At 35.8% G+C, this 18,929-nt stretch carries 14 protein-coding genes and 2 tRNA genes; 7 read left to right on the top strand and 9 right to left on the bottom strand.

Annotation, left to right across the window (positions count from 1 at the left end; all coding sequences use genetic code 11):
- Positions 1–46: 46 nt before the first annotated feature.
- The 3 genes from HMPREF1321_RS07730 to HMPREF1321_RS07740 form a co-directional block, all read right to left on the bottom strand.
- Complete coding sequence (locus HMPREF1321_RS07730; RefSeq protein WP_034575896.1) at positions 47–2,089, bottom strand: M3 family metallopeptidase; 2,043 nt, start codon at positions 2,087–2,089, stop codon at positions 47–49.
- Positions 2,090–2,174: 85 nt separating this feature from the next.
- Positions 2,175–4,934 carry a sodium-translocating pyrophosphatase gene (locus HMPREF1321_RS07735; RefSeq protein ID WP_009422089.1) on the bottom strand — a complete coding sequence of 920 codons (2,760 nt, stop codon included), beginning with the start codon at positions 4,932–4,934 and terminating at the stop codon, positions 2,175–2,177.
- 407 nt (positions 4,935–5,341) lie between these two features.
- A tRNA-Met gene (locus HMPREF1321_RS07740) sits at positions 5,342–5,415 on the bottom strand.
- A 93-nt stretch (positions 5,416–5,508) separates the two neighbouring features.
- On the opposite strand from HMPREF1321_RS07740, the gene HMPREF1321_RS07745 reads away from it, so the two are divergent.
- The 7 genes from HMPREF1321_RS07745 to HMPREF1321_RS07780 all read left to right on the top strand — a co-directional run bounded on the left by HMPREF1321_RS07745 (position 5,509) and on the right by HMPREF1321_RS07780 (position 14,146).
- Positions 5,509–6,243 (top strand): biotin--[acetyl-CoA-carboxylase] ligase, encoded by a 735-nt coding sequence (locus HMPREF1321_RS07745; protein WP_034575906.1) that lies wholly within the window; start codon positions 5,509–5,511, stop codon positions 6,241–6,243.
- 210 nt (positions 6,244–6,453) lie between these two features.
- Positions 6,454–6,526: transfer RNA gene (locus HMPREF1321_RS07755), tRNA-Gly, on the top strand.
- 159 nt (positions 6,527–6,685) lie between these two features.
- A complete protein-coding gene (gene carB, locus HMPREF1321_RS07760; protein WP_034575907.1) occupies positions 6,686–9,538 on the top strand; it encodes a carbamoyl-phosphate synthase large subunit in 2,853 nt (950 codons plus the stop codon).
- 232 nt (positions 9,539–9,770) lie between these two features.
- Positions 9,771–12,233: a WG repeat-containing protein gene (locus tag HMPREF1321_RS11245; protein ID WP_009422071.1), complete on the top strand. Its 2,463-nt coding sequence runs from the start codon at positions 9,771–9,773 to the stop codon at positions 12,231–12,233.
- A 145-nt stretch (positions 12,234–12,378) separates the two neighbouring features.
- Entirely contained in the window at positions 12,379–12,558 is a 180-nt protein-coding gene (locus tag HMPREF1321_RS07770) for a hypothetical protein (RefSeq protein WP_009422087.1), read from the top strand.
- A 41-nt stretch (positions 12,559–12,599) separates the two neighbouring features.
- The gene (locus tag HMPREF1321_RS07775) at positions 12,600–13,091 is read left to right on the top strand and encodes a hypothetical protein (protein ID WP_009422114.1); all 492 of its coding nucleotides are present in this window, start codon (positions 12,600–12,602) and stop codon (positions 13,089–13,091) included.
- Positions 13,092–13,309: 218 nt separating this feature from the next.
- Entirely contained in the window at positions 13,310–14,146 is an 837-nt protein-coding gene (locus HMPREF1321_RS07780; RefSeq protein ID WP_009422065.1) for a hypothetical protein, read from the top strand.
- A 339-nt stretch (positions 14,147–14,485) separates the two neighbouring features.
- On the opposite strand, the gene HMPREF1321_RS07785 is transcribed toward HMPREF1321_RS07780, so the two are convergent.
- The 6 genes from HMPREF1321_RS07785 to HMPREF1321_RS07810 form a co-directional block, all read right to left on the bottom strand.
- Complete coding sequence (locus HMPREF1321_RS07785) at positions 14,486–15,361, bottom strand: outer membrane beta-barrel protein (RefSeq protein WP_009422113.1); 876 nt, start codon at positions 15,359–15,361, stop codon at positions 14,486–14,488.
- A gap of 8 nt (positions 15,362–15,369) precedes the next feature.
- Complete coding sequence (gene arsC, locus HMPREF1321_RS07790) at positions 15,370–15,711, bottom strand: arsenate reductase (glutaredoxin) (RefSeq protein ID WP_034575899.1); 342 nt, start codon at positions 15,709–15,711, stop codon at positions 15,370–15,372.
- A 24-nt stretch (positions 15,712–15,735) separates the two neighbouring features.
- Complete coding sequence (locus tag HMPREF1321_RS07795; protein WP_002671857.1) at positions 15,736–16,500, bottom strand: DeoR/GlpR family DNA-binding transcription regulator; 765 nt, start codon at positions 16,498–16,500, stop codon at positions 15,736–15,738.
- A 195-nt stretch (positions 16,501–16,695) separates the two neighbouring features.
- Positions 16,696–17,301 (bottom strand): hypothetical protein, encoded by a 606-nt coding sequence (locus tag HMPREF1321_RS07800; RefSeq protein WP_009422086.1) that lies wholly within the window; start codon positions 17,299–17,301, stop codon positions 16,696–16,698.
- An 11-nt stretch (positions 17,302–17,312) separates the two neighbouring features.
- Positions 17,313–18,404 (bottom strand): DNA polymerase III subunit gamma/tau, encoded by a 1,092-nt coding sequence (gene dnaX, locus HMPREF1321_RS07805; RefSeq protein WP_009422073.1) that lies wholly within the window; start codon positions 18,402–18,404, stop codon positions 17,313–17,315.
- A 5-nt stretch (positions 18,405–18,409) separates the two neighbouring features.
- The gene (locus HMPREF1321_RS07810; RefSeq protein WP_009418246.1) at positions 18,410–18,925 is read right to left on the bottom strand and encodes a hypothetical protein; all 516 of its coding nucleotides are present in this window, start codon (positions 18,923–18,925) and stop codon (positions 18,410–18,412) included.
- Between the last annotated feature and the right edge of the window lie 4 nt (positions 18,926–18,929).

Below are 18,929 nucleotides of genomic sequence, written 5' to 3' on the forward strand. Positions count from 1 at the left end.
TATTATAAAAAAACAAAAAAGCAGGTTATTGTAACCTGCTTTTTTATTACTTCAATCCTCGTGCTTTGAGTAGTGGCTCAATAGCAGGAGCTTTCCCTCTGAAGGCTAAATACATCTTTTCGTAATCCATTGTATTTCCTTTGGAGAGTATCAAATCTCTGAAACGTTGTCCATTAGCACGAGTGAGTCCGCCATTTTCTTCAAACCATTGATATGCATCGTGGCAAAGCATTTCTGTCCATTGGTAAGAGTAATAGCCTGCTCCATAGCCTCCGCCAAAAATATGAGCAAAGTAAGACGAACGATATCTCGGAGGTACTTCTTTCACCCATAAGCCTGTTCTTTCAAGGGCTTTTTTCTCAAAATCACTTACATTATTGATAATAGTATCCGAAGGAATAGTATGCCATTGCAAGTCTAAATTGGCAGCAGCCAAAACTTCAGTAAAGGCATACCCCTCATTGAAGGTACTCGCTTTTTTTATCTTATCAATAAGAGCTTGTGGAATAGGTTGTTTGGTCTCGTAATGTACTGCATAGTTTTTAAGTACCTCAGGATACAAAGCCCAATGCTCATTGAATTGCGAAGGAAACTCCACAAAATCACGCGCTACTGCTGTTCCTGATAAACTTGCATACTGTTGATTGGCAAAGAAACCGTGCAATGCGTGACCAAACTCGTGGAAGAGCGTAGTAAGTTCATCGTAAGTAAGCAAAGCTGGTTTGCCTTCGGCAGGTTTTACATAGTTACACACATTGTAAATAACAGGTTTAGTGCCTAATAACTTCGATTGGTTTACAAAGTTGCTCATCCACGCACCACCGCGTTTGCTTTCACGAGCAAAGAAATCACCATAGAAAAGTCCTAATGGCGTACCATCTTCTTCAAAAAGTTCATATACCAATACATCAGGGTGATATACGGGTATATCTTTGCATTCTTTAAAGGTAATGCCATAAAGTTTAGTAGCTGCATAGAATACACCATTTTCAAGAGCATTTTTCAATTCGAAATAAGGTTTGATTTCATTCTCATCAAGATCGTATTTAGCTTTGCGTACTTGTTCGGCATAGAAGTTCCAATCGTAAGGCTCTAAAGTAAAATTACCTCCCGTTTTGGCAATTTGTGCTTGTATTTCTTTAGCTTCTGTTTTCGCTTTACCTACTGAAGCAGGTACTAAATCTTTAAAAAACTGAGCAATAGCAGCAGGTGTTTTAGCCATAGTGCGTTGCAAGCTCCATTCGGCATAGTTTTTAAAGCCCAAGAGTTCAGCTTTCTTAGCGCGGAGTATGGCAATATGTTTTAGAATATCGTTGGTATTATGGGCTCCCCCATCGGTGCGATTCCAGCTTGCTTCAAATAGTTGTTTACGCGCATTACGGTCAGCTAATTCACTAAGGAGCGGTTGCTGAGTAGTATTCACAATCGCTACTTTCTGACCATTGATAGTTTGAGCAGCTGCTAATGAACCTTCTAAAAGTGTTTGGTTAAAATCAGTTTCCAAAGAAGCTAACTCGCTGTTATACTTTTTAAGAGTCTCTTTATCTTTAGCCGATAGGTTAGCACCTGCTACTACAAAATCTTCGTAGTAATTTTCTAACAATTTAAGCGATTCAGCATCTAATTGCAAGCTCTCACGTTTATCGTATAAGGCTTTGATACGCGCAAAGAGTTTTTCATTTAGGTGAATGCCATCGGCGTGCTCAGCAAACTTAGGTGATAGTTCTTTTTGCAATACTTTTAAGGTATCATTAGTATTTGCCTCAGTTAAAGCATTGAATACCGCTGAAGCACGCTCTAATTCCACCCCACTTTTTTCTAAAGCGATAATTGTATTCTCAAAAGTAGGCGCTTCGTTGCTATTAGCAATAGCGGCAATACGTTCGTTTTGCAAAGCCATTCCTTTGAGCAGGGCGGGGCGGTAATGCTCGTCTTTAATTTTTGAGAAGTCGGGAGCACCATAAGGTAAAGTGCTTTCTACCAATAGCGGATTGTTATCTGTATTCTCTGTCATTTTTGAAGTCTTTGAGTCGTTGCAGCCTACAAAAGCAGTGAGCAATATAGCTGCTAAAAATAAAGGTAATTTCATAGTTTTTAGGTGATTATAAAAAGGGTGTTCGAGGAAGAAGTTCCTCAAACACCCCTTTTGAGGTTATATAGTAACTAAAATACTGTTATTTAGCAGTCAAACGTATGTCGATACGTCTGTTTTTAGCTTTGCACTCAGGAGTATCGTTAGCAGGACAAAGAGGGTGTTCTGCACCATAACCTTGAGCGCTCAATTGTGCTTTGTTAGCACCCAATGCTACCAATTTGTTTAGCACTGAATTAGCACGTCTTTCTGAAAGTTTTTTGTTACCTTCAACACTACCCGTATTATCAGTATAACCTCCTAAACGAATAGCAGCTTTAGGATAAGCTTTCAAAATAGCTACAATGTTCTTTAATTGTTGTTCTGAACCTTCAGTAAGTTCATCGCTACCCGTTTTGAAGTAAGTTCTATCCAAAGTAATCCAGTTATCTTTGAACTGTTCTGGAGTAGTAAGGTTTTTATCTTCTATCAATTTCACGAGGTGTGCTTCAGATGAGTTCTTTCCTACTTCTAACATTGTATTGTCAAAAAGGCTCAATTGGAATAAATCACCTACATTGTACTCGAAGTCACCATCGGCGTTAAGCTTACCTTCTTCAATAACTACTACTTCTTCCACAGGCATCACTCCCTCACCTTCACCTTGACGAATTTGAGCTTCTATAGGAGTACCTGAAGCATCGGCAGTATGTCCACCCAAGATAGGAGCAATTACCAAACCTACCAAGCAAGTGAGTTTGATAAGGATATTCATTGAAGGGCCTGAAGTATCTTTGAATGGGTCACCTACAGTATCACCAGTAACGGCAGCTTTATGAGCGTCAGAACCTTTGTAAGTCATTTGTCCGTTGATTTCAACACCTGCTTCAAATGATTTCTTAGCATTGTCCCAAGCACCACCAGCGTTGTTTTGGAAGATAGCCCATACAACCCCTGATACAGCTACACCAGCCATATAAGCGCCAAGAGCTTCAGCACCCATCACAAAACCGATAATAATAGGAGTGATGATAGTAATAGCACCAGGTAACATCATTTCGCGCAAAGCAGCTTTGGTAGAAATATCTACACATCTACCATACTCTGGAGTACCTTTACCTTCCATAATACCAGGAATTTCACGGAATTGGCGACGTACTTCGTTCACCATATCCATAGCAGCTTTCCCTACTGATTGCATTGCCAAGGCTGAGAAAATTACTGGAATCATACCTCCGATAAACAAGGCAGCTAATACGTTTGCTTTGAAAATATTGATACCAGAAATGCCTGTAAAGGTAACATAAGCAGCGAACAAGGCTAAGGCGGTAAGTGCAGCTGATGCAATAGCAAATCCTTTACCTACCGCAGCAGTAGTATTACCTACTGAGTCTAAAATATCAGTACGTTGGCGTACTTCTTTTGGCAATTCACTCATTTCGGCTACACCACCAGCGTTATCGGCAATAGGACCAAAAGCATCAATAGCCAATTGCATAGCTGTGGTTGCCATCATTGCTGATGCGGCAATCGCTACACCATAGAAACCAGCTAAAGAGTAAGAACCCCAAATAGCTACAGCAAAAAGCAATACAGAACCAAAGGTAGATTTCATACCAGTTGCCAAACCTGCAATAATGTTAGTAGCAGCTCCAGTAGATGAATTGCGAACGATATTCAATACTGGTTTTTTACCCAAAGCGGTAAAGTGTTCAGTAATAGCTGAAATGAGTAAGCCTACTGCCAAACCTACGATAGTTGCGTAGAATACATTGATACTTGCGATTTCTTTTACTCCTTCACCAAAGAAACTCATTTGGATAGTTTCGGGTAACATATATTTGATAAGAAAATAGCAAGCTACTAAAGTAAGTGCTAAAGCTACATAGTTACCTGTATTTAGTGAACTTTGTACTTGTTTTTCTTTAGCATCGTTGTTTTTGATACCTACACAGAAAGTACCAATAATTGAAGCAATGATACCTACACCAGCAATTACTAACGGCAATAAGATAGGTCCTAAACCACCAAAGGCATCGGTGAAAGCACCACCATTGGCAGTTGCTATATCTTTAATCACATAGTTACCCAATACCATTGAAGCGAGTACAGTTGCCACATACGAACCGAACAAGTCAGCACCCATACCAGCTACGTCACCTACGTTATCACCTACGTTGTCGGCAATAGTAGCAGGGTTACGAGGGTCATCTTCTGGGATACCAGCTTCTACTTTTCCTACGAGGTCAGCCCCTACGTCGGCAGCTTTGGTGTAAATACCACCACCCACACGAGCAAAGAGTGCGATAGACTCAGCACCGAGTGAGAAACCTGCTAAGGCTTCGAGTACAAGAGTCATTTCGTCATAAAACGAATTGCCTCCTACTACAAAAGTGTTTACAAAGAGGATGAAGAATAAACTCAAGCCTAATACTGCCAAACCTGCCACTCCTAATCCCATCACAGTACCACCTCCAAACGACACTTTCAAAGCTTTTGGCAAGCTGGTACGAGCCGCTTCGGTAGTGCGTACGTTAGCATTGGTAGCAATACGCATTCCTATATTTCCCGCTAAGGCAGAGAAGAAAGCTCCACACACAAAAGCCACAACAATGAGCCAGTGAGAAGTTTCTACCATACGAGAAACGATAAATAAAGCAATAGAAGCAATAATCACAAAGAGTGCCAAAATACGGTACTCAGCATTGAGGAATGCCATTGCCCCTTCTTTGATACTTTTGGAAATACTTTGCATTCGATCGTTGCCTGTGGTTTGTTTGTTCACCCACGAAGCTTTTGCAATCATAAAGATAAGTCCAAGAATAGCAAGGACTAACGGTAAATATAACATCATTTTATCCATACAAATATTATAATTAGTTAAATTTAGGGCGTAAAAGTACGAAAGATAATTGTAACGAAAAAATAAAAAAGGATTTTTTTAGTACCCGCCCATTCCACTATCAAATACCACTCTTAATAATCTAGTTGTCTTTTGCCTCATAGCATCATATAAAACATACTTTGCAGAATATCTTTAAGAAAGTTAATCATCATACTCTTTCGTAACTACTTGAATGGCACGATTTTTGAACCCGTTCCTACCAAGTGGCAACATCATTATTACATTATAAATTCAGAGTTTAGAGTAGAGACTTTTGTTTTTCATAGTGTATGCGTTTCCTATGTGTTTTGTTTTTTGTAAATTCAGGCATAAAAAAAGAGTGATTTACAAATATAAACCACTCTTTTTCTTTTGTTTAATCTTAGTAGCGAAGACGGGATTTGAACCCGTGACCTTTGGGTTATGAATCCAACGCTCTAACCACCTGAGCTACCTCGCCATCTATTTTGTTATGCCTTATTTTGACTTTGCGGGTGCAAATGTACTACATTTTTTTATACTACCAAATTTTTATAACTATTTTTTACTTTTTATGAACATCATTACCTTAAAAAGCATTGATTCTACTAATCAGTACTTAAAAAATTTAATACATATTCAGGATTCTCTTCCTAATTTTTTAGTAGTCTGGACTCCTCAGCAAACTGCAGGTATAGGACAATATGGAACAAAATGGACAAGTGAACCCTATCAGAATCTTACTTTTAGTATTTTATTCCTTCCTGAGCATTTAGATTTAAAAGATGCTTTTTTGCTCAATATGCTTGTACCTATTGCAATAATGAAAGTATTAGAGGAATTAAATATTCTTAATATAAATATTAAATGGCCTAATGATATCCTTTCTCAACGTTACAAAATAGGCGGAATATTAATAGAAAATACTATTCAAAAGACTAAAATTGAGAAATGTATAATCGGTATTGGGCTCAATCTTAACCAAACAAGTTTCGATGGCTTACCTAAAGCCTCTTCTTTAAAAAAATTAACTGGCAAATATTTTCAAGTAGAACAAGTGATGAAACTAATCTTTTCTGAATTAAAATCAAACCTTTCTACACTTCCTCAACAGTCTTTCGAAAGCGTTTATACTATTTACCAGAAATATCTATTCCAACTAAATAGAGTATCCGTTTTTCGTTCTTGCCAAGAAAAGAACTTTTCAGGCATTATAAGAGGTGTGGAACCTTCTGGAAAATTAATTGTAGAAACGGAACAAGGGGGTATAAAGACTTTTTCTCTTAAAGAAATAACTTTATTATACTAAATTCTTTCTACACCTAAATACACCTAACAAATGAAATATATGAGAGTGACAATAGCTTCACTTGATTTAACATTAATTTCATCATAGCTTAGCAGGGTTTCCTTTTTGTTATTCTCTTCTCTCCTATTTTTTGCTTTTCTTAAAATAATTTGTACCTTTGCCCCCGTAAATGAAAAACCAATCAGTTGCAAATTTACTAAAACAAGATAAGCGAAAATAGCTCAGTTGGTAGAGCGCAACCTTCCCAAGGTTGAGGTCGCGGGTTCGAGACCCGTTTTTCGCTCTTTTTAATTATTAATTGTTAAATGAATATCACGCCACAAGCCCTCCCTTGTATCCCTTTAAGCAGTACTATATTCTTTTCTAATAGTACAATAGCTATATTTTTCTTTTGAAAAATGTAGCTATTTTTTTAATAAAACACAGCAATATCTATATAAAAATGCCAAAAAGAAACGACCTACATTGTGTTCTGTTGATTGGATCAGGACCTATCATCATTGGACAAGCCTGCGAGTTTGACTACTCAGGCTCACAATCATTGCGCTCTTTGCGCGAAGACGGTATCAAAACCATACTTATTAACTCTAACCCTGCTACGATTATGACAGACCCCTCTATGGCGGATGTGGTCTATCTGAAACCTCTCACCACTAAATCATTAGTGGAAATTCTAAAAGCACACCCCGAAATAGATGCTGTACTCCCTACTATGGGCGGACAAACAGCACTCAACCTCTGTATTGAGGCTGACGAAAAAGGCATCTGGAAAGACTTTGGGGTAGAAATCATCGGGGTAGATATTGATGCCATACAAATCACTGAAGACCGCGAAAAGTTCCGCGTGTTGCTCGATGAAATTGGTATCCCTATGGCGCCGTCTGAAACGGCTACTTCTTTCCTTAAAGGAAAAGAAATCGCGCAACGCTTTGGTTTTCCACTCGTAATACGTCCGTCTTTTACTTTGGGCGGCACCGGAGCTTCTATCGTCTATAAAAAAGAAGATTTTGATATGCTCCTTAATCGCGGTTTGGAAGCCTCGCCTATCCACGAGGTGCTTATCGATAAGGCTCTTTTAGGCTGGAAGGAGTATGAACTTGAGCTTTTGCGCGACAAGAACGACAATGTAGCCATTATCTGTACTATTGAAAATATGGACCCTATGGGGATCCACACAGGGGATTCTATTACGGTAGCCCCTGCGATGACTCTATCTGACCGCACTTTCCAACGTATGCGCGATATGGCTATTAAGATGATGCGCAGTATAGGTGATTTTGCTGGAGGGTGCAATGTGCAGTTTGCCGTGTCGCCTGATGAAAAAGAAGATATCATCGCTATTGAAATCAACCCACGAGTATCGCGCTCTTCGGCTTTGGCTTCTAAGGCTACAGGTTATCCTATTGCTAAGATTGCTACCAAACTGGCTATCGGTTACCATTTAGATGAGTTGCAAAACCAAATCACCAAATCTACTTCTGCTTTCTTTGAGCCTACGTTAGATTATGTGATTGTGAAAATACCGCGTTGGAACTTTGACAAGTTCGAAGGCTCTGACCGCACTATTGGCTTGCAAATGAAGTCGGTAGGTGAGGTAATGGGTATAGGGCGTTCTTTCCAAGAGGCATTGCAGAAAGCAACCCAATCGCTCGAAATCAAACGCAATGGTTTAGGAGCTGACGGCAAAGGCTATAAGAACTACGAACAGATTATTGAGAAACTCACCTACCCCAGCTGGGACAGGGTATTCGTGATATACGATGCGGTACAGATGGGTATTCCGCTGAGCCGTATACACGAAATCACCAAGATAGATATGTGGTTCCTCAAGCAATACGAAGAACTATGTGCACTCGAAAAAGAAATATCACGCTACAAAATAGACACTCTACCTAAAGAACTTCTTTTTGAAGCCAAACAAAAAGGCTTTGCCGACCGACAAATTGCTTATATGGTGGGCTGTTGGGAGAGTGAAATACACAAGAAACGCGAAGAACTCAACATACGTCGCATGTTTAAATTGGTAGATACTTGTGCTGCTGAGTTTAAGGCACAAACCCCTTACTATTATTCTACTTTTGAGGCACCTATCCGCACCGCTGACGGCAAGGAATACGTAGCCAACGATAGTGTAGTAACCGACCGCAAAAAGGTGGTAGTACTCGGTTCAGGCCCTAACCGTATAGGGCAGGGGATTGAGTTCGATTACTGCTGTGTGCACGGGGTATTGGCTGCTGAAGAGTGCGGTTATGAAACCATAATGATTAACTGCAACCCTGAGACTGTTTCTACCGACTTTGATACAGCTAACAAGCTCTATTTTGAACCCGTGTTCTGGGAGTACATCTATGATATTATTCAGCACGAAAAGCCCGAAGGGGTCATTGTACAGCTCGGCGGACAAACAGCTTTGAAGTTGGCAGAGAAATTAGATAAATATGGTATCAAAATTATAGGTACTAGCTTCCAGTCGTTGGATTTGGCAGAAGATAGAGGTAGTTTTTCAACTCTACTGAAAGAGAATAATATTCCTTATCCGCGTTTTGGAGTAGCCGAAACGGCCGATGAGGCGCTCAAACTCTCTGATGAATTGGATTTCCCACTATTGGTACGTCCTTCGTATGTTTTGGGTGGACAAGGAATGAAGATTGTGATTAACAAAGAAGAATTGGAAGCCCACGTGGTAGACCTCTTGCGCAAGATACCTAACAACAAACTCCTACTTGACCATTATCTTGATGGCGCCATAGAAGCAGAAGCCGATGCGATATGCGATGGTGAAAATGTGTATATCATTGGTATTATGGAGCATATAGAGCCTTGTGGTATCCACTCAGGCGATAGTAATGCTACCTTGCCACCGTTCAATTTGGGTGAGTTTGTACTCCAACAAATAAAAGACCACACTCATAAAATAGCCTTGGCACTCAATACGGTAGGGCTTATCAATGTGCAGTTTGCTGTAAAAGACGATGTAGTGTATATCATTGAGGCAAACCCACGCGCCTCTCGTACGGTGCCATTTATCTCTAAAGCCTACCAAGAGCCGTATGTGAACTACGCTACCAAGGTAATGCTGGGCGAAAAGAAACTCACTGATTTCCATTTTAACCCGCACTTAGAGGGCTTTGCTATTAAGCAACCTGTGTTCTCGTTCAATAAATTCCCAAATGTAGATAAGAAGCTAGGACCTGAAATGAAATCTACCGGCGAAAGCATTTTGTTTATCGATAGCCTTAAAGATGATGCTTTCTATGAGATTTATACAAGGAGGAAGATGTATTTGAGTAAATAGTTGAGAGACTTGACAACCAATTGTTTTTGCATCATACACTTTGCCAAAGTGTGAGACTTTGGCAAAGTTTTTTAACTTATCCTAATATTTGTTCTATCTTAATTGAGAAAGAGTAATGAAGAATGGTAAATTAAGCAAAATGTTTTGAGCAAATGAAATATATTATGTATTTTTTTGTAGCTAAAATCAAAAAAACATATTCTTTTTTTACTAATATAACATCCAATACACTATGACTTACAAAGAGTTTACACAACGTTATCAATACAATCCTTTAACTGATTTACTTAGTGAAAAAGGCAATACTACAATTTATAAAGCCTATGATACTTTTAGTAATCTGTGGGTTGTTATTAAAAGAGATAAGGTTTCTTCCCAATTTAGTACTAACCTTAAGGATGAAGTTATTCTTGTAAAATCATTGTCTTCACATCCTAACATAGCAAACTATACTGATTGTTATACATTTTCATCATTAGAAGAAACTTATAATTTTGCCTTACAAAAATATTATAAGTTAGGTAGTCTTGAAGACTTCATAAAAAAACAAGATTTCAGACCATATCAAAAAGAGATTATATTAAGATATTTACTTGATGGTATAGAATTCTTACACAAGCAAGATATTATTCATGGAAGGCTTACACCATCACATATTTTACTAGAAGAACATGAAGATGATTACATACCAAAGATTTCTCATTTTGCTAATAGTCAAACAATCAACAATATTAATACAGATATTTATATAAACATTCTACAAGAAGAGTATTTGTTTTATTATAGTTCTCCTGAACAACTTACTAATGGAGAGATAACTTTTTCAACAGATTTATGGAGTTTTGGTGTGATTGCTTGTTGGTTATTATTGGGTAAAATACCTTTTGATAGTGGCCCTTATGAACCCAATAGTTCAGCAGGTAAATTAGAGTTTTTTAGACAAATAGGCACTGGAGAATTGCCTACTTTTTTAGAAGATGAACTTTCTTATTTATGGAGTTCTGTAATAAAAAAATGTCTTGTAAAAGACCCTAAAGAACGTGTAAAAAATGTAAAAGAGATTAGAGAAATTATTGAAAATATAAAGAATGAGGAAATAAAGCCGATAAAAGACAATAAAGAAAAATGGGGATTTGTTAATGGTAGAAATATACTTGTAATACCTTGTATATATGAAGAATATAGAGATGTTTGGGGAGCAGAATTAATAGAAGTAAAGTTAGGTGAAAAATATGGTTTCATAAATAGGATAGGAGTAGAAAAAACTCCTATAAAATATGATATGACAAAAATATTAAATAATTATTTTCCTGATGGCAGGATAGAATTTAAGTTAATTGGAGTAGAGATTGAAGAAAAATGGGGAATCATAAATAACAAAGGAAAAGAAGTTACTTCTATAAAATATGATAGCATAGGGGAATTTTTAGATGGATTAATCGCTGTAAAACTAAATAATAAATGGGGATTTATAAATGAGAAAGGAGAAGAAGTTATTCCTATAAGATATGATTTGATAGGAAATTATGATGATGACTTATCTCCCTATGACTCTAATATGGGTTTTTATGAAGGGATAGCAAAAGTGTATATCAATGGAAAATGTGGAATCATAAATAAAAAAGGACAACTAGTTGTTCCTATAGAGTATCAAATAATTAATACTCTTATGGAGAAAAATATAGGATTAAAACGTAATAATAAATATGGTTTTGTAGATAGAGAAGGAAATGAGATTACCCCTTTAAAATACGATAGAATTTCTGATTTTAAAGGAAATAGAGCAAAAGTATTTTTGTCTAATAAATGGGGAGTTATAAATGACGTAGGAGAAGAAATTACGCCTATTAAATATGATGAAATCTCTGATTTTGAGAAAGGTTTTGCCAGAGTGTCTCTTAACAATAAAAAAGGATTAATAAATCAAAAAGGGGAGGAAATTATTTCTATAAAATATGATTTCATCTACAAATTAGATGATGAATACATACAAGTAACCCTTGATAACAAATGGGGAATTATAAATATAAGAGGCGAAGAAGTAATCCCTTTAAAATATGATAATGTTTGGGAATTTCGTAATGATTTTGCAGCTGTAAAATTGAATACTAAATGGGGTTTTGTAAATAAAAAAGGAAATGAGATTTGCCCAATAAAATATGATGAAGTTGACTTATTTTATAAAAACTTAGCAAAAGTAAAGATAGGTTGTAAATGGGGTGTCATAAATCAAAAGGGAGAAGAGATAATTCCTTTTAAATACGATAATATTTTTATCTATTCAAAAGACATTATAGAAATTAAACTTAATGATAAGTGGGGTATTATAAATAGTAACCAAAATGAAGTCATAATTCCGAAATACGATGAAATTATCCCTATTATAGAGTTAGATATTATGATAGTACAACTTAATGGTAAATATGGACTCATAGACATCATAGGGGAAGAAATAATTCCACTAAAATATGATATAATAACCTATTTTTCAGAAGAGGGTTTTGCTTCTGTAAGCTCTAACAATAAATGGGGATTCATAGACAAAGAAGGAATAGAATTTATTCCAACACGATATGATGAAGTTCATGAATTTTCAGAAGAAAAAGCTTTAGTTCGCATTAAAAGTGAATGGTTTTATATAGATAAGAAAGGGCAATGGTTAGAAAAGAGTACATCTTCTTTACAGAGTTATTGATCAAAAAAACTAAAATAAATATGAAATAGACATCAACAAAAACAAACAACATTTAAAAGACTTTTTAGAGTCAGAACGATTAGAGTTTTCAACAGAGTTTAAAGCTAAGTGTCGCTATAATAATAGTTGCAGTTTAAATAATGTTATGGTTACAATAGATGAAGATTTTAATATAACTATTGATGAGGAGATTTATCCTATTGATAGCTATATTTATACACTTGAAAATAATACATTAGAAATTACTAAGAATGAAGATATTGTTGAAGTGTTTATAGATCATAGCTATCATAAACATAAGTTAGTCAGATCTCTTAGAAGATAAAAGAAAGTTCATATAACAAAGAATCACCTACCATAAAGCTAATGCCCCGTTTATTCTTATTCCTCGTTCCTTGTATAGTATTAGCTCAATATCCTAAAGCAATGGATTTTAGCAAACTCTATCAAGGGAAATTAGATAGTATTGTGGTCATACATCGTACGGGTTGGACAAAAGAAACTTCGTGGTCTGGTGCTCCTGAAGAAGAACATATCACTGAAGAACGAAAACTTCTCCCTCTATCAAAAGGAAAACAATTGCTTAAAATATTGCAAGATAAAATAGTTTATAAAGAAGAATATCCTTTGCTAAATGATGTAGTGAGTAGTTTCCTATTCTATGCAAACGGAAATGAAGTACTTACTATACATTTTTCAACAGAGACCAAGCAACTAACAATGTATAGGGGTGATGAACTTATTTTTGCAGGAATGAGCAAAGGGAAACTTACCAAAAAGCTCATTTATTATCTGTATCCTAACCTTTCTGCTAAAGAACTGTATATGAATTTCTTTATCCTATGGGAGGAGATTTAGAAAAATAGCAATATATCTTTACTAGGAGTCAATGCAAGCAAAGAAAGTCAAATCAAGTGTGAACTTGCTCTTTTGGTTTTAGTTGCATTTTTGGAGAGAAAAATTTTTAACCCCAAGAAGAATTAGATAAATAGAAAAGAAGAAAAAATAAACACAACTTGGTAAATAAAAAATTAATAGTTACTTTTGCGCCCTCAAAACTAAAAAAATAATCACTAATGGAAAAGATTTTTATCACTATGTTGTTAGGTATTAGCACACTAACTACTTTTGCACAAAATGCTTCTACTGAGCGTTACACTACCCACAATAAGGGTAAGTTTTTCTTCTATTGGGGCGGTAATCGTGCCTATTATACCAATTCCGATATTACTTTCTCGGGTAACAATTACAACTTTACTATCAAAGATGTAGAGGCTGTAGATAAACCGAAAGGTTGGCATATAGATTATATTAATCCTTTGCGGATGACCATTCCTCAAACTAACTTCCATATTGGTTACCATATTTCCGACCATTATACTATTTCTGCAGGCGTAGACCATATGAAATACGTAATGAAAAATGGACAAACTGTAAAAATGAACGGTTACATCAATGGTTCTAACACTTCTCATGATGGTACTTATAACAATACTGACAAGTTACTTAGCGAAGATTTTCTCACCTTTGAGCATACTGACGGTCTGAACTATGTAGTAGTTGAAGGAGCTCGTATAGACAATATTTCCCGTTTATTTGGTATTCGCAACACCGATATATTACAGGTAAATCTTACTGAAGGTATCGGTTTTGGAGCACTATATCCAAAAACGAATACTAAGTTACTTAATAAAGAGCGTTATGACGAGTTTCACATTGCAGGGATAGGCGTAAATGCTAAAGCAGGTTTACACCTCACTTTTTTTAAATACTTCCTTATAGTTGGTGAACTCAAAGGAGGTTATATTAATATGTATGATGTTCGAACTACTTATGATATTGCCGATAAAGCTAAACATGATTTCTTCTTCTTTGAAACTGTTTTAGGTATAGGAGGAACTTTTAGATTTTAGCTAATAAAAGAAATAAGAGCATAAAATAATATTGCCCCAAAAGTTTTGGGGCAATATTAATTATTTAATATCAGTTCGATATAACAAAATATTAATTATTCTTCCATTTCCTACGGCAGTACAAGTATGCTTTTATATCTGTCGTGTTACGACTGCTTTATTTTGTATTACATTGTCTTTTCCTTAAAGTGTAATCCATAAATAAATCATACACATACATCCATAACAATCATCAAAGACTGGTATAAGGTTTGTATAAGCTAAATATAAGATTTCTTTAAATAAAAAGAGGAGTTCCTTTTGTTATCTATAATTTGTTTTTTTAGAAAAGTTATATTTTTAAAACATATAAGTAACTCCAAAGTGAAACCCTATAGAAGAATAAGGGGCATCAAGAGCTCCTTTACCTTCCCAACTATAACTATCTTCAAGTAATGGTGCTACTTGAGTAGCCAATTGTTTAAGGCGTTCTGTTCTAGGGGATGGTGGTACATTTTGTAAGGCCAACATATATCCTTTAAACTCTTGAAGTGTAAGTGCTAGAGATGTTCCTCCTACTGTGCGAGTAGCCGAAAAATCCTTAAGTTTAGATTCCTTTCGAGGCACATTAATATTCAGATATTCACCTTCTATAAAAAAAGCTACTTTATCACTAACCTTAAAGCGGTAGCCTATCCCTCCTATAAAACCAAAGGGAATTTTACCGTGAAAATTGTTTTGAAAATTAGCTTTTATATCTACAGTTGACCCAGCCGGTGCTGTTGGATTAAACAAGCTCAAGGGTAAACCAAAAGCATTGAGCTCTGTTTGTATTTCTGTTCTGCCCCCTATTTTGGTAACACCTCCAGCACGCAGATATAAATTATCAGTAATATTAAATACTAACGAAAGAGAAGCTCCAAAAGCCCTCCCATGTCCTTTCATATTCAATATTTGGTTTTTATTAGTGTTCATATCTTCACCATGAAGATATCCTAAAGCTAATTCACCTCCCCAACGCTTATGAAAAAAATATCCTCCTCGTAATTGTGCTTGGTATCCTTCTCCATAACTCCCTTTTAGGTCGGTTATAGCTGTTGGGTCAGTAGCATCTCTACCCAATACCTTCTGGTGGGTTTTAAAACCATACCCTCCACTCACTGACAGATATGCCTGCGAGTACATAGCTGTTGCTCCAAAAATGAAAGCAATAGCGCTTAATAGCGTTCTTCTCATTCTTTATTTTATATAATTTCTTTTATTCTTTCAGTAGGTCTCCCTATCACAGCTTTGTCACCAACTATTACGATAGGTCGCTCAATGAGTTGAGGATATTGTATCATTGCCTCTATGACTTCATCATCAGTAAGCGTTTTTCCTTTGAACTGCTCTTTCCAAATATTTTCTTTAGTACGCACTAATTCAATAGGAGACATCTGTAACTTAGTGAGGAGATTTTTTAGTTCTTCTTTAGAAATACCTTTTTTAAGATAATCTACTATCTGATATTCTTTCCCCAAATCTTTTAAAAGCTCCAAACCACAACGTGATTTGGAGCATTTAGGATTGTGATATATAGTTATCATTATATGTGTCAATCATTTCGATAATTAACAAATAATTACTTCTACACCGCGTTTTTCAAGTTCTTCTACAAACTCAGGGTCAGCACCTGCATCAGTGATAAGCATATCTATTTTCTCTACATAACAGATAAAACCAAAGCCTCGTTTGTGAATCTTAGAGGAGTCGGCTAAAACAATAGTTTTGTCTACACGTTCCATCATCTTCCGATTTAGATGAGCTTCTCCTACATTGGTAGAACTCAATCCATAATCAAGGTCAATACCTTCAACTCCTAAGAATAAAGTAGTACAAGAGAAGTTACTAAGAGTTTCTTCAGCAAGTACGCCAATAGTGGAGGTAGAGTTTTTACGAACTTCTCCTCCTAAGTGAATGGTATTTACACTAGGATTTTTGCAGACCTCTAAAGCTACTCTAAGGGAAGGAGTAAGTACTGTAAGGTTGCGTATGCCATAAATTTTTTGAGCTAAAAGATTAGCTGTAGTTCCTGATGAAAGTATGATAAACTCATTTTCTTTAATAAAGTCCAACGCTTTAGTAATAATACGCGTTTTTTCTTCTACATTTTGAGTTTCTTTCTCAGTTATTGTTTGCTCAAACACATAGCGCATTTGTTTACTAGCTCCACCGTGAGTACGATGCAAATAGCCTTCCTGTTCCAAGAGATTAAGGTCTTTACGTATAGTAACGACCGAAACTTTAAGCTTATCACTCAATTCATTTACACTGACGTACTTTTTAGTTTCTAAGCTTTCTAAAATCTTTGATTGTCGTTCATTAAGTACTTTCATATTTTATTAATTTTATTAATATTCAACTGTTTAACGTACCTCTTGTCTATACTTATCTAACCATAGACAAAACATCTTATTAAGATTATTTTCGGCAAAATTAGGCATTATATTGAAAAAAACAAAAGAATTAGAAAATAAAAAACACTACTAACTATAAATTATGTAGCACTGAGTTTTAAAAATACTGTTTTTCTATCCTTTTAAATTTAGTTCAAAAGCTCTTCTAAACTCTTGTAAGATAGGATTTTCTTCTAATAATTTCTCATATTTATCTTCGGGAGTTACTACTATTCTTTTAGCTATTTCTTCATTTACACTTATCTCAATAGTAAGATCATAATTCTGCAAAGATTTGTGCAAATAATTTAAGAGTTTATGCTCCATCTGAACAATATCATTTTTAGCTGTATTACTTGATACTTCCAAATGAATAGTAGTTCCTTCTAATCTTAATATTGCAATTTTAAGAATAGAAGCTTGTATACGTTCACCTTTAACAAGTAATTCATCTATATAACGTTCCCAAAACTGATTAAAGGTCTCTTCTGAAAAACTCTCACGAGGTAGCGTATTAGGATCTATTACCGCCTCTTTGAAATTCCTTTGATGTTCTGTTTTTAGATGTACACTTTTAATTGAAAAATTAGAAACAGCCTCTGTACATTCCGTTTTACTAATAATAGGTATATTAGGATTAAGCGTAGCTGTGGTAGTATTTGTATAATTTATAGGAGGGGCAACGATTGGTGTTTGTGAATTGAGCTGTACTTCTGTTGTATGACTTTGCCCATTAAACACATAAGCAGGAATTATGAAGCGTCCATCATTTTTTTTTTATCCCCCTCATAGGTCAGAGAGGCGAGTTGCATTAGGGTAACCTCCACTAACAAACGCTGATTTTTACTGGTGCGATATTTTAGGTCGCAGTCATTGGCAATAGCTATAGCTTCCATTAAAAAAGGTACAGTAGCACGAACGCTCTGCTCAGCATATTTCTTCTGGGTCTCCTCCCCTACTTCCATTAAGGAAATGGTTGTAGGATTCTTGCATACCATTAAATCACGAAAATGACTTGCCAAGCCTGCAATAAAATGATTACCGTCAAAACCTTGTGCAATACTATCATTAAATGCTATCAATAGTTCAGGGAGTTTATTGTCTAAAATAAGATCAGTTACTTTAAAATAGACCTCATAGTCTAAAACATTCAGTATTTCGGAAGTAGCTTGTCGTGTTATTTTTTCTCCTGAAAAGCTTACTACACGGTCGAAGATAGAAAGAGCATCACGCATCGCACCATCGGCTTTTTGTGCTATGATTTGCAAAGCTTCATCTTCTGCTTCAATTCCTTGTTGTTCTGCAATATATTTTAGGTATTCTCGAATGTCATTGATAGTAATACGCTTGAAATCGAATATCTGGCAACGTGACAATATGGTAGGAATAATCTTATGTTTTTCAGTAGTTGCTAAGATAAAGATAGCGTGTTTAGGAGGTTCTTCTAATGTTTTGAGAAAAGCATTAAAAGCCGCAGTAGATAGCATATGCACCTCATCGATGATATACACTTTATATTTGCCTACTTGAGGCGGAATACGCACTTGTTCAATCAGTTTGCGAATATCATCTACACTGTTATTAGAGGCAGCATCTAACTCAAAGACGTTAAAAGCAAAATCGTTTTCATCTTCTACCCCAGAAGTTTGTTCATTTATCTTTTTCGCTAAAATACGGGCACAAGTAGTTTTTCCTACTCCACGAGGACCAGTGAAGAGAAGTGCCTGTGCCAAGTGATTATTTTCAATGGCATTGAGTAGGGTATTAGTAATAGCTTGCTGTCCCACTACATCACGAAATGATTGTGGACGATATTTGCGTGCTGATACTACAAAGTGGTTCATTTCTACTATTTGTTAGTTTTATAAGTCCCAAAAACAAAATTAGAATCTACTATTTTATTGCCATCTTGATTTACGAGTACCAAATCAGTGATGCTTATTTGATGGTCATAACGCAACAAAGCACCTGTTGTTTCATTATAAATGGGACGTGAGACAATTGTAACAGTTCCTCCTGTCGCTTCAATTTGCGAAGTAACATTAGGGGTAGCAGGAGGATAAGTATTACAAAAATAATTGGTATTTACCGCATCGCTGAAAGTACGGTAATAAAGTTTAAAATTAGTGGGTATAGTGCCTGAAACAGTCTTTTCTTTATTTTCTAAAATATTAGCAGGTAAATTAAGAATAAGTGCTTGCTTTTGACTATATTTGAATAAAAAAGTAGCCGTAGTATCATTGGTCGTACAAGATAGCACATCAGAATTTTCAAATGAAATGGTATCTACTTCCAAATTACCATCATTGCAAGCTATTGCAAATAGCCCTATCACAAAGGCAAAATAAAGTGTCTTTTTACTCATCAAG

Origin of the sequence: Capnocytophaga sp. oral taxon 412 str. F0487 (assembly GCF_000271925.1) — a bacterium.
Taxonomy (GTDB): Bacteria; Bacteroidota; Bacteroidia; order Flavobacteriales; family Flavobacteriaceae; genus Capnocytophaga; species Capnocytophaga ochracea.